This is a genomic window from Myxococcus sp. CA040A (assembly GCF_013336725.1).
Classification (GTDB): Bacteria; Myxococcota; Myxococcia; order Myxococcales; family Myxococcaceae; genus Myxococcus; species Myxococcus llanfairpwllgwyngyllgogerychwyrndrobwllllantysiliogogogochensis.
This window is the reverse complement of sequence record NZ_JABUMR010000007.1, coordinates 12,512-24,417: the sequence shown is the minus strand read 5'-3', so window position 1 is coordinate 24,417 and position 11,906 is coordinate 12,512. Positions and strand designations below refer to the sequence as shown.

The window sequence follows — 11,906 nt, the reverse complement described above, 5'->3', positions numbered from 1 at the left end:
GAAGGGTCAAAGCAGACGACGGGGCAGAGTGCTCATACAGGGCGTCAGGGCGTGGCGCCGTCGAGGGTGGCCAGCCCCAGCACGGACAGGCACGCCGCGTCCGCCTGCTGCTCGGCCGGGGGGTCGAAGCAGAACACCTCACTGTCGAAGACCTTGCACAGCCCCGCCGGCGTGGACGCACAGGCCGACTTCGAGAACGCGGTGGTGCACCCGTAGCCACACACCGGCCCGGACTCGCTGTTGCGGCACTCGGGCGCGGGCAAGGTGCGCTTCCAGGCGCAGAGCGCGGCCGGAGACGGGTCGAAGCAGGTGATGCGACCACTCGCCATCTTGCACACCCCCGCGGGCGTCTTGTTGCAACGCACCCCCTCCGGGACGTTCAGGCAGTTGTAGCCGCACGTCAGCTCCACGCTGTTGCTGCGGCAGTCCGCGCGGGGCGTGTCCTTGCCGTAGACGGCGAAGACGATGGCCGGCGGGTCGAAGCACTCCACCTCGCCGCTGCGACCTCGGCACACCCCGGCCGGAGACTTCGCGCACTTCACCCGACCCGGCTGCGTCGCGCAGTTGTAGCCACACGCCACCACGCCATCGATGGCCTTGCACTCGGGGTCCGGCAGCGAGGCGCCGTACGCCTTCACCACGTAGGCCGGCGGGTCGAAGCACACCGCCTGGCCGTCCACCACCTGACAGCGCCCCTGCGGCGTCTGCGCGCACCGGGCCCGGTTCGAGTCCGACTTGCACCCATAACCACAGGCCACCTGGCTGTTCATGGAGCGGCAGGAGGGGGCGTTGGGGTCCTGCGACGGCGGTGCCGAGGCCAGCGTGAGCGCCAGCAAGGTGACGAGGGAGGCGAGCATGGTGACCTCGGAAGCAGGGGAGTGTCGCGAGGGCATTGACGCCCAAGGCGCGCGGTGACGCAAGAAGCGGGCGGGCGCGACGGCGCTTCAGGCGCGTGGTACCCAGGCGCCGTTCGAGCCGAGGGAGACACCCAGGTGGATTTCATGGTGGACGTCAGTGCGCAGCAACTCCTCCTGCTGTGCGTCGCCGCGCTGGTCGCGGGCCTGGTGGACGCCATCGCGGGAGGTGGCGGGCTCATCACCCTGCCCGCGCTCCTGACGGTGGGGTTGCCGCCCCACGTGGCGCTGGGCACCAACAAGGGGCAGTCCGTCTTCGGCTCATTCGCCGCGCTGGTCCGCTTCTCGCGCTCGGGGCTGGTGGACTGGAGGCTGGCGCGTGTGACGTTCCCCTTCGGCCTGGGAGGTGCGTTCGCCGGCGCAGCGCTGGTGCTGCTGGTGAAGCCGGAGGTGCTCAAGCCGCTGGTGCTCGTGCTGCTCATCGCGGTGGCCGTGTTCCTCGCGTTCCGGCGGACGCCTGCCTCCGGGGCCAGGACGGAGCCCTCACCCCGGCCGCGCGCGCTCGCCATCGGTTCGCTCATCGCGCTGGCCGTCGGCACCTATGACGGGTTCTTCGGTCCGGGGACGGGCACCTTCCTCATCGTCGGCTTCAACACGCTGCTGGGCCACGGACTGGCCCGCGCCTCCGCCGACGCGAAGGTGGTGAACTTCGCGTCCAACCTGGCGTCCATGGCCCTCTTCGCCCTCAATGGCGTGGTGCTCTGGAAGGTGGCGTTGCCCATGGCCGCCGCGCAGTTCACTGGCGCGTGGCTGGGCGCGCACCTGGCGGTGAAGGGCGGCGACACGCTGGTGCGCAAGGTGGTGCTCGCCGTGGTGCTGGCGCTGGTGCTAAAGCTGGGGCGCGACGTGGTGATGGGCTGACGTGGGGCGCGCCCCCGGTGGCTTCAGCCGATGTGCACCAGCAGCGCGTCCCCGCGCTTGCCCATCTGGGCCATGAACTTCTGGAGCTCGTCGAAGTAGGAGATCATCTCCTCCAGCGGGTCCGAGTCGTCGGGCGGCTCTTCCCACGTGCCGGGGTAGATGTCCTGGGCCTGCATCTCCACCGCGTCGTAGCGGCGGCGCAGCGTGTTCTCGGACACCTCGCGCAGCGCGGAGGCGAGCACCTTCACCTGCTCGGGCGAGAAGACGCGCGCGGTGCCTTCATCCGAGGGGATGTCGCCCACGTCCACGCCGCCGCGCACCAGGAAGTCCAGCGGCGCGCTGCCCTCCCAGGGCGTCCCGGTGAGCAGGTACTGGAGGCCGTGCCAGGCCTCGCCGATGTCCAGTTCCAGGAATGCTCCGCCCTTCGGGTCTCCGAAGTCCTCCTCGTCGTCGAGGAAGTCGTCCAGGCGCTTGGGGGCCTGAAGCAAGGCGTCGCGCTGCGCCTCCGTGACGCTGCGCAAGGTGCAGAGCATCTCCATGCGGGGGACCTCGTGTGCCGCGGAAGCGGGGGGAATCGTGAGCGGCGAGGGACCCTACCAGTCCCGGGTGATGTCGCGGAATTTCGATGCGGGGCCGGGTGCTCCATCGTTCAGCGGAGGGTCAGCAGGGCGCCCGCCACCATCAGCGCCACGCCCGCCCCCAGCTTCCACGAGAGCGGCTCGTGCAGGAGGACGACGGCGAGGAGCACGGTCAGCGGCAGGCTGAGCTTGTCGAGCGGCGCCACGCGCGAGGCCGGCCCGAGCTGGAGAGCGCGGAAGTAGGCCAGCCACGACAGGCCGGTGGCGATGCCCGACAGCGCGAGGAACAGCAGCGTCTTTCGGCTCAAGGACGGCAGGGCGGCGTGTTCTCCCCGGGCCAGGGAGATGCCCCAGGCGAAGACAAGGACGACGCAGGTGCGCAGGGCCGTGGCGAGTGTGGATGGAACACCCTCGACGCCGACCTTCGCCAGTACGGCGGTGAGCGCTGCGAAGAGGGCGGAGAGCAAGGCATAGACCCACCACGACATGAAGACCTCCCGACCGCGAGCGCACTCTGGAACCGCGATGTTAGTCTTTCGAGCGTCGACCGCCGCGCTCTCGCAATGGTGGTCCCAGGAGAGACCACCGGATGGCACCAGGGGGTCGATGGACTGTCGCCATCGCGGGAGTCGTGCTGTCGCTCTCGCTCGCGGCGTACCTGCGGCGTGAGCTGAGTCCTCCGACTCCGCACCGCGTGGTGGAGAAGGCGCTGCCGCCCGTGGAGCCACCTCCCGACAAGGTGCTTCCCCCTCCTCTTCCGCCCAAGCCGGAGGACCTGGGGCGCGTTCATTTCCGGGCCCTGAAGAGATGGAGTGGGCATCCGCTGCGAGGCGTGACGGTGGGCATCATGCGGGAGACGAGGCCCCGCGTCGTGCATCCGGAGCAACTGCGGACGGACGCGAACGGCATGGCCGAGTTTGTCGCTGTCCCCTCGGGGCGGTTGACCGTCTGTGCTCGCGGGGCGGGCTACATGGAGTCCTGTTTGACGAGCTCGCTCGCGGCGGGCGGTCTGCTCACCATCGACTTGAGCATGTCGGAGGAACCGGCGAGCGCTCCACTCGCAGTCCCATGAGACCAGCCCCTGAGTGGTAGCCTTCGCGCCCTACAGGCAGCGGGGGTTCCACCCATGTGTGACGTGACGTGGATGCGACGAGCACGGACGTTGCTGCGCCAGACCGCGGTGTCGTTGGGGATGGGAGTGCTGACGCTGGCTCCCGGTGCGAGAGGGGAGTTGCCGGAGCACTACACGCTCCAGCTTCAGGCTCGCACCAACATGTTGGGCAATGCATCCGGTGCCTACAACCTGAAGCCGGGCAATCTGCTCGCGGGGAGTCTTCAGGTCCCGGTGGTCTCGGATGGGAGGGTGGCGTTCCGGTTGTCGATTACCCCCGAGGGGCCCAACGCCATCTGGTGGGGAAGCGACGCCGCGGGCCATCACCGTTACCTGTTGCCGGACCTGGGGGAGGATGCGCGCGCGAGCGACCCGGGGTTCAACTCGGCGGGGCTCGTCGCGTTCGCCGTCACGGGGGCCAGTGCCGTGACGAGCAATGGCATCTATCTGCTGCGCACCGAGGCGCCGAACGACGTGCGCATCATCCGCGAGCCGCTCGGGGCGTCGGACTGGTCCAGCCTTGCGCTCAATGATTCGGGGCAGCTCGCGTTCCGAGCCAACTTCAACTTCGTCGGCCGTGGCTACGTGGTGCTGACGCCGCAGGGGGCGGGTTGGACGACGACGTATCTGGCGAAGGAGAAGACGCTCGACGACACGAGTCCCTACGAGTTCCTCTACTCGCCAGCGTTCAACGACCTGGGACAGATGGCGGGCGTGGGAGACGTGGCGCCTGGAGGGTCTGAGTACTACCAGGAGCTGCGAGTCTTCAGCGCGGATGGCACGTCCCGGCTCATCGCGCAGTCGCGGGGCCGGGATGCGGGCTCGCCCATCTACCGGTTTGCTTCGGTGCAGCCCGCGTTCGACAACCTGGGGCGCGTCGCCTTCATCGCGACGGCGAGGGTCGGGGCGGGACCGAACCTCACGACGGTCTTCCTGTGGGATGGCGCGGAGCTGCGGGTGGTGGCGCAGAACGGGCAGGGAGGCATCAAGGAGGTGGAGTTCTTCCCTCCGGACATGAACGACGAGGGGCTCATCGTCTTTCGCGCCATCGACAGCAACAGTCGGCGCGCGGTGTGGGTGAGCGATGGGCGAACGCTCAAGCGGGTGGTGTCGGAGCACGACATCGTCGATTCGGACCAGGGTCCGGCGCGTGTCGACCAGGAGACGCCGAGCAACCCGGTGTTCGCGGGAAGCGTGAGCATCAGTCCGAGAGGAGATGTGTCCGTCGTCGCGGGGTTGGCGCCACCGGAGAATGACCAGGAGGAGTGGGGCACCGCCATCTTCGTGGCACAGGCGTACTTCGCGCCGCCCGCGGATGGTGGCGTGGATGCGGGACCTGGCGAAGAACCGGACGCTGGCTGCGACGGAGGCGAGTGCCCCGGCGAGGGAGACAGTGGCACTCCGAGCTGTGACGGCGGTGAGTGTCCTGGTGAGGGAGACAGTGGCACTCCGAGCTGCGACGGCGGTGAGTGTCCTGGCGAGGGAGACAGCGGAACTCCAAGCTGCGACGGAGGTGAGTGTCCCAGTGAGGGAGACAGTGGCACTCCAAGCTGTGACGGCGGTGAGTGCCCCGGCCAGGAAGACAGCGGAACTCCAAGCTGCGACGGCGGTGAGTGCCCCGGCGAGGGAGACAGTGGCACTCCGAGCTGCGACGGCGGCGAATGTCCCGGCGAGGGAGACAGCGGAACTCCACGCTGCGACGGAGGTGAGTGTCCCAGTGAGGGAGACAGTGGCACTCCAAGCTGCGACGGCGGTGAGTGCCCCGGCCAGGAAGACAGTGGCACTCCAAGCTGTGACGGAGGTGAGTGCCCCGGCCAGGAAGACAGTGGCACTCCAAGCTGTGACGGCGGTGAGTGCCCCGGCCAGGAAGACAGCGGAACTCCAAGCTGCGACGGCGGTGAGTGCCCCGGCCAGGAGGACAGCGGAACTCCAAGCTGTGACGGCGGTGAGTGCCCCGGCGAGGGAGACAGCGGAACTTCAAGCTGCGATGGAGGCGAGTGCCCCGGCCAGGAAGACAGCGGGACTCCACGCTGTGACGGAGGCAGGTGTCCGAGTGGTCAGGACGGCGGAGCCGTGGACGCGGGCGGTGCGGGGCCCAGGCCCGACAGCGGCGGCTGCGGTTGCCAGTCGACGCCTTCCTCCGTGCTCCTGCCGTGGATGTTCCTCGGCCTGGCCTGGTTCGGTGCGCGCCGTCGAAGAGGTCCGCGCGGTCACTGAGACGCTGGACCTCTTCTGAGGTCATGACGCCACGCCCGGGTGGGCAGCTCACCTCACCCGGGCGGCGGTGCTCCGACTCAGCAGGGCAGCCAGGGGCCGACGCCGCGGTTGCACGAGTCGTAACAGATGGAGATGGCCGCGGCGCACTGCTCGCTCGTCGCCTGACACTGGACCTCGCACCAGAAGTTGGCCTGGTAGCACTCGTCCGCGCAGGACCTCTGGGCCTGGGTGGAGGCCTCGCTGTCGGTCGTCTCCGGGCTCACGGGCTCGACCTCGGGAGCGCCCACGCCACAGGCCAGAAGGGCCATCCCAGACAACGAGGCCAGGACGAACGAGCGGATGCGGCGAGCATTCATGGACAGCTCCTTGCTGTGAAAGGGGACCACGGGCTCAGCGTAGCCCGACGTCTCGGTGTGTCGCGGGAGCACCCAGACTGCTCTTGTCTCAACGGAGTTCTGGGACTCCGGCTGCAATTCCAGGACCGGAAGACGTCTCCTCGGCTGTGGCTCGAGCCCAGGTCGGGAGATGGGCTTCATCTGACAAGCATTGGCCCGGCGCCTCCGAGTGGAGCGACCGTGAATGACACAGGCTTTCGTACCCCGACAGTCCCCTCACCGAGGTGTCTCATGACGTCGTTGGTTCGCGCCCGTGTCTGGTTGTTGTCGTGTCTGCTGGGAGGGAGCGTCCTGTCCGCCTGTGACGACACTCCGAAGGGGACCCCCGATGCCGGAGTGGAACCCGGCGCCTGGGATGGGGGCGCCACGCCACTGGAGGAGCATGGCAACTGGTCGGACCGGGGGCCGTACGCGCCCTGTTCCTTGCGTGAGCACGGGACTCCCCTCCGGTGCGACAGCTTGGGGCTCGGGAGCTTCGACCTGTCTGCTTGTGACTCGGACGCGCTGGCGCTCGTGCCGCAGGAGGGCATCTACCAGGCGGGGCAGCGCTACGAGTCGCGACTGGCGGATGGTGGGACGCAGGTGATGTTCGGCGTCGGCATCGGCTTCAAGCTGGACGGCGCGGGCGGCGGCACGCTGGCTTCGAGGCCGCTCATCACCCGGCAGACCGAAGGCGGCACCTTCTTCATCACCTCGGGCTCGCGAACGGGCACCGCGGTGTCGCGCCTGTATGCCGGGTGCCAGCGGCCCACGCCCGAGACCCTCACCGGGTGCTACGTGACGTGCAACCTCGCGGGGACGGTGAGCCAGAGCGGCACCTTCGAGGCCCATCGCATGACCTGGCCCGTGGGCGAGCCGGAGTCCTCGGGAGGCCTGACGCTCGTCTCGGAGTCGCGCGTACTGCTCGGCCGGCCGGTGGACATCTACGTCACCAGGAACCACGCCTATGTCGTCTCCGTGTCCGACTCCCTCACCGAACAGCCCGGTGGGCTCACCGTCTTCGACGTGACTGACAAGGCGCACCCGGTCCTCAAGACGTCCATCAGCCTGCCCGGAGACAACTACTGGAACGGCGTCTGGTCGAAGGGAGATGCGCTGTACATCGCCAGCGATGTCGCGGGCGTCATCGTCTATGACATCTCCAAGCCCGCGGAGCCGGTCTTCGTGCGGGGCCTGTGGGCGGGTGACTATGGGGTCCACACCGTCCTGGTCGAGGGCGACCGGCTGTACGCCACGTCCAACGAGGGCCGGACGGAAATCTACGACCTCACCCAGCCTTTGGAGCCGGTGCTGTTGCAGAGCATTTCCCTGTCGGAGGAACTCTCCGCGGGCGGCCCCCACGACACCTTCGTGTACGAGGGGCGGCTCTACATCAGCAACGCGCAGGGGGGCTATTCCATCATGGACATCACCCGGCTCGACGACGTGAAACACCTGGGTCAGTACAGCTACCCGGATGTGTACTCCCACCACAGCGCGGTGGGCACGTTCGCGGGTCGCACCATCGCCTTCGAGGGAGGAGAGTTCGCCGGCTCCCACCTGCGTGTGCTCGATGTCACAGACCCCGCCCACATCATCAAGATTGGTGAGCACCGCCTGCGGCCCGTGTCCTCCATCCACAACATGATTCTGAAAGGCACGCGCCTGTATATCGCCTGGTATCAGGAGGGCGTGCGCGTGCTGGACGTGGCCAATCCCACCCAGCCTCGGCAGGTGGCGCACTACAACGTCTTCCGAGAGGAGGATGCGACGCGCACGGACAGCATCTTCCAGGGCGCCTTCGGCATCCGCCTTCCGGGAGACGGCTTCCTCTACGTCGTCGAGTCCGCGCGCGGACTGCTCATCTTCAACGAACTCTGAGCCGCGGTGCTCCATGACGTCCCGGTGAACGAAGCCCGCACCTTCAAGACACTCCCGCCCGCAGCGGAGACAGAACAGGTTCGCGTGTCGGAAATTGACACGACGAATGTCGTGTTTGCATTTTGATTCCCGCGACTCTTTGAGTGGCGGTGCGGGCTTGGTTGTCTTTGATTCGTGGAGGGCTCGATGCCTGGAAAAGTATCGCCGCTGAGCGCGTCGCGGCTGGGTCGGTTTGGAGTGTTTACGCGAGACGCGGGCCTGTCCGAGCTGTGGGCTCGCCAGGTCGAGGTCCGTCCGGAGGCCATCGCGTTGCAGCAGGGGATGAAGCGCGTCACGTATGACGCGCTGAACCGGCGCGCGAGTCGACTCGCGGGCGCGTTGCGGGAACTGGGGGTGGGGGAGGAGACGCCGGTCGCCGTGGGGCTGAGGCAGGGCATCGAGGCGATTGTCGCGCACGTGGCGCTCTGCAAGCTCGGCGCGACGTGTGTGCCCATCGACCTGGAGCATCCGCCGGAGCGCATCGGCTTCGTGGTGACGGACAGCGGCGCGGAGGTGCTGCTCACCGGGACGCTGGCGGACGAGGCCCGGTGTGGAGAGTGGCCCGCGACGCGGCTGTGTCTGGAGCGTGACGGTGAGCAGGTGGCGCGGCGGTCCGATGTTCTCGTGGCCCCGCTCGGGGATGGAGGGCGCCGCACCCATGTGTTGTACACGTCCGGGACGACGGGCCGGCCCAAGGGCATCGAGCTCGTCGCGCGCGGCATCCGCCGGATGGTGATTGATACGGATTATGTGTCCATCGACTCGACGGACCGCGTGGCGCAGATTTCCAACCATGCGTTCGACGCGGCGCTGTTCGAGGTCTGGGGCGCGCTGCTCAACGGCGCGTCGCTGGTGCTGCTGCCCAGGTCGAGCGTGCTGGATGCGTCCGCGTTCCGCGATGCCCTGCGGGAGACGCACGTCTCCGTGCTGCTGATGACGACGGCGCTGTTCAACCTGGTGGCACAGGGTTGTCCGGACGCCTTCGGGACGCTCAAGTATCTGCTGGTGGGCGGCGAGCGAGCCAATCCCCGCACCTTCCGCGCGGTGTTGGAGCGCGCGCCTCCCGCGCACCTGCTGAACCTCTATGGCCCCACGGAGGGGACGACTGTCACCACCACGCACGAGGTGCGGCCGGGGGACGTGCTGTCGGGCTCGGTGCCCATTGGCCGGCCCATCCGGCACACCCAGGTCTTCGTGCTGGGGCCAGACCTGCGTCCGGTGGAGCCGGGGGTGATGGGGGAGCTGTGCATTGGTGGAGAAGGACTGGCGCGCGGCTACCTGAACCGACGGGAGCTGACGGAGGAGCGCTTCCCCGTCGTCCCCGAGCTGGCGCCCGGGCCCCCTCTTCGGATGTACCGGACCGGAGACCTGGCGCGGTGGCGGGAGGACGGCACGCTGGAGTTCCTGGGGCGCGCGGACCACCAGGTGAAGCTGCGCGGCCATCGCATCGAGCTGGAGGAAGTGGCCCGGCTGCTGTTGGAGAGCGGCCTGCTCTGGGATGCGGTGGTGACGCTCCAGGAGCGTGAGGATGGAGAGAAATCGCTGGCGGCCTATGTCGTCCCCAAGTCGACGGGCACGGGCTCCGCGCTCCAGGATGCGCTGAGGGCGCGCGTGCCGGAGTACATGGTGCCCGCGCGCATCATCGAGCTGGAGCGCCTGCCCACCACGGTGAACGGCAAGGTGGACCGGGGGGCGCTCCCGGTGGAGGTGTCTCCGCGAGGTGCCCCAGGGCTCGCGACGTCGGGCTGGGCTCCGGAGGATGCCGTGGCGTCGGAGGTGGGCGCGGTGTGGGCCGAGCTGCTGGGGCTGAAGTCGCCCTCGCTCGAGGATGACTTCCTGAGGCTGGGTGGCAACTCCCTGCTGGCGGCGCGCCTGGTGATGCGGCTGCGCGAGCTGTATGGCCTGACGCTGTCGGCGTATTCGCTCTACGAGGCGCGCACGCTGGGGGCGTTCCTGGACGTGGTGCGACGGGCGCGTGCCGGCCAGCAGGACTCCGGGCGCGCGGCGGACGGGCCGGAGGCGTGGCGGGCGGACGCGAAACTCCCCGAGGACCTCCGGCGGGCCCCCGTGCAGCCCGCGCCTCGCGTCGTTCCGCTGGAGTCCATGGAACTCGTCTTCCTCACGGGGGCGACCGGCTTCCTGGGTGCGTTCCTCTTGAGGGACTTGCTGCGCATGACGCGTGCTCGAATGGCCTGTCTCGTCCGCGCACGAGACCTGGACTCGGGACATGCGCGGCTGCGGCAGGCGCTGGAGAAGTATGACCTCTGGGAGGACTCGTTCGCGGAGCGACTCCGTCCGGTGCTCGGGGACCTGGGCGCGCCCTCGCTGGGCTTGTCGCCCCAGGTGTTCCAGGAGCTCGCCACGCGCGCGGAGGCGCTGTTCCACGTCGGCGCGCACGTGAACTACGTGCAGCCCTACTCCGCGCACCGGGCAGCCAACGTGGAGGGGACGACGGAGGTGCTGCGTCTGGCCATGCAGGGCCGGCCCAAGCCCGTGCACTACGTGTCCACCATCGCCGTGTTCGGCCCCACCGGTTACTTCAATGGCCGTGCGCACGTGCGCGAGGGCGAGGGGCTCGACGAGCACCTGGAGTGCTTGCGCTATGACATCGGCTACTCGGCAAGCAAGTGGGTGGCGGAGAAGCGGGTGTGGGCGGCCGCGTCGCGCGGTGTCGCGGTGAATGTCTACCGGCCGGGCTTCATCATGGGCGACAGCCACACGGGCGTCGGGAACGCCGACGACTTCGTGGCCCGCTTCATCCGAGGCTGCATCCAACTGGGGACCTGTCCGGACCTGCCGCGTCAGCGCAAGGAGTTCGTCCCGGTGGACTTCGTCAGCCGGGCCATCCTGGGCATCGCCTCACGCGAGGGCGCGGTGGGCAAGGCGTATCACCTGGTGCCGCCGCGTCCGGAGGACTCGGTCGACATCAACGACTTCTACGCGCTGCTGGCCCGGTGCGGGTATCCCCTCTCGCGCGTGCCCTACAAGGAATGGGTGGAGCGGTTGATGCGCGACGCGCGCGTGGCCGACAACGCGCTCTGCCCGCTGGTACCCATGCTGTACGAGCAGGTCTACGCGGGCGAGACGACACGCTGGGAACTCCATGAGGACATGCCCGTCTACGACGCCCACAACACGTTCCACGCGCTCGAAGGGCGAGACGCCGGCTTCCGGAAGATGGATGCCGGGCTCCTGGGGCGCTACCTGGCGCACTGGCGACGTCTGGGCCTGCTCGCGGCGCCGGGCTAGCGGCAGATGCTCGACTTCATGGGGCACGGGAAGTCGAAGGTGCCCGCGACCTGGATGTTGCGGACGGTGGCGCCCGGCTTGTTCGCGGAGCTGTGCGTCGTCGCGCTGAACTTGAACGTGCCCGCGACGCCGGTGCCGTCGAACTTCGTGAGCACCAGCACGCCCGGCTTGGTCAGCATGTAGTTGGTGCCCTTGAGGCTCAGCGCCACGGGAAGCTCACCGGGCTTCTCGTCGAAGGTCACGAGCGGGTACGTGCCGGGCTTGAAGGGGATGGTCGCCTTCGTGTTCTTGCCAGGCAGGATGCTGAGGCTCGCGGCCATCGCGCCGCTCCCGGGGCTCATGCAGTGCAGGGACAGGGGCCCCGCCATGGTGCCCCCGCGCGCCAGCTGCTTCTCCATGGCGGCCTGGGCCTTCTGGGAGGCCTTCGCCCTGCTGGAGGCCTTCGTGAGGAGCTGGCGCACTTCCTCGGGGGTCATCCAGTGGTCCGAGGCGGCGGCCTGGGTGCCGCCCTTGCCGGTGAAGGTGAGCGGAAGGCCCACGGTCACCCGGACCTCGCAAGTGCCCTCGCGCCTCGCGGCGAGCGCGGGCAGACTGAAGAGGAGCGCGATGGCGACGACGGCGGCGTGTCGCATGACGGCGAGCCCTGAGAAGGGGGCGACCGGGATGGCCCGGTGCCCAGTGG

Annotated in this window: 10 protein-coding genes; 5 read left to right on the top strand and 5 right to left on the bottom strand. The window is 68.8% G+C overall.

From position 1 onward, the window contains the following. Positions 1-44: 44 nt before the first annotated feature. Complete coding sequence (locus tag HUA75_RS30200; protein ID WP_141643133.1) at positions 45-857, bottom strand: hypothetical protein; 813 nt, start codon at positions 855-857, stop codon at positions 45-47. 144 nt (positions 858-1,001) lie between these two features. Here HUA75_RS30200 and HUA75_RS30195 point away from each other — a divergent pair, with 144 nt between their 5' ends. After that, positions 1,002-1,775: a TSUP family transporter gene (locus HUA75_RS30195; RefSeq protein WP_174454592.1), complete on the top strand. Its 774-nt coding sequence runs from the start codon at positions 1,002-1,004 to the stop codon at positions 1,773-1,775. 23 nt (positions 1,776-1,798) lie between these two features. Here the strand turns inward: HUA75_RS30195 and HUA75_RS30190 are convergent, their stop codons facing one another. Beyond that, on the bottom strand, positions 1,799-2,314 hold the full coding sequence (locus tag HUA75_RS30190; RefSeq protein ID WP_174488366.1) for a YfbM family protein: 516 nt from the start codon (positions 2,312-2,314) through the stop codon (positions 1,799-1,801). Between the two features lie 110 nt (positions 2,315-2,424). Further along, on the bottom strand, positions 2,425-2,841 hold the full coding sequence (locus HUA75_RS30185; protein ID WP_141643130.1) for an EamA family transporter: 417 nt from the start codon (positions 2,839-2,841) through the stop codon (positions 2,425-2,427). A gap of 101 nt (positions 2,842-2,942) precedes the next feature. Between HUA75_RS30185 and HUA75_RS30180 the strand changes: the two genes are divergently transcribed. Next, complete coding sequence (locus HUA75_RS30180) at positions 2,943-3,425, top strand: hypothetical protein (RefSeq protein ID WP_174488365.1); 483 nt, start codon at positions 2,943-2,945, stop codon at positions 3,423-3,425. A gap of 72 nt (positions 3,426-3,497) precedes the next feature. Further along, positions 3,498-5,681 (top strand): MXAN_5453 family MXYO-CTERM-anchored protein, encoded by a 2,184-nt coding sequence (locus tag HUA75_RS30175; protein ID WP_174488364.1) that lies wholly within the window; start codon positions 3,498-3,500, stop codon positions 5,679-5,681. 77 nt (positions 5,682-5,758) lie between these two features. Here HUA75_RS30175 and HUA75_RS30170 read toward each other — a convergent pair whose 3' ends face one another. Continuing rightward, on the bottom strand, positions 5,759-6,037 hold the full coding sequence (locus HUA75_RS30170; protein ID WP_174465308.1) for a hypothetical protein: 279 nt from the start codon (positions 6,035-6,037) through the stop codon (positions 5,759-5,761). A gap of 270 nt (positions 6,038-6,307) precedes the next feature. Here HUA75_RS30170 and HUA75_RS30165 point away from each other — a divergent pair, with 270 nt between their 5' ends. After that, positions 6,308-7,936, top strand: a complete 1,629-nt coding sequence (locus HUA75_RS30165) for an LVIVD repeat-containing protein (RefSeq protein ID WP_174488363.1) — start codon at positions 6,308-6,310, stop codon at positions 7,934-7,936. 186 nt (positions 7,937-8,122) lie between these two features. Then, positions 8,123-11,224 carry an amino acid adenylation domain-containing protein gene (locus HUA75_RS30160; RefSeq protein WP_174488362.1) on the top strand — a complete coding sequence of 1,034 codons (3,102 nt, stop codon included), beginning with the start codon at positions 8,123-8,125 and terminating at the stop codon, positions 11,222-11,224. Here the strand turns inward: HUA75_RS30160 and HUA75_RS30155 are convergent. Next, complete coding sequence (locus tag HUA75_RS30155; RefSeq protein ID WP_174488361.1) at positions 11,221-11,856, bottom strand: hypothetical protein; 636 nt, start codon at positions 11,854-11,856, stop codon at positions 11,221-11,223. The genes HUA75_RS30160 and HUA75_RS30155 overlap by 4 nt on opposite strands. Positions 11,857-11,906: the final 50 nt, after the last annotated feature.